This window comes from Paraburkholderia sp. BR14320, from assembly GCF_040948665.1.
GTDB lineage: Bacteria > Pseudomonadota > Gammaproteobacteria > Burkholderiales > Burkholderiaceae > Paraburkholderia > Paraburkholderia youngii.
In genome coordinates, this window is sequence record NZ_JBFPKG010000402.1 from 1 (window position 1) to 243 (window position 243).

Annotated in this window: 1 rRNA gene; it reads right to left on the reverse strand. The window is 58.8% G+C overall.

Annotation, left to right across the window (positions count from 1 at the left end):
• Positions 1-108: 108 nt before the first annotated feature.
• A 23S ribosomal RNA gene (locus tag AB3X89_RS40820) occupies positions 109-243 on the reverse strand; the annotation flags it as partial.

Here is a 243-nt window from a genome sequence, read left to right on the forward strand (position 1 = left end):
CTTCGCTTCCGAAGAAGCTCGCGCCACACCCTTGAGTCCTGTGCCCGGATTTGCCAGGGCACCCTCTCCAATGCAGCGACCGGGACTTCCAACACCCGGACAACCTTCCGCGATCCGTCCCCCCATCTTCAGACAGGATTTCACGTGTCCCGCCCTACTTGTCGTACACCCAGTTCTTTCACAATGTTTTCGCCTACGGGGCTATCACCCGCTATGGCCGCACTTTCCAGAGCGTTCGGCTAA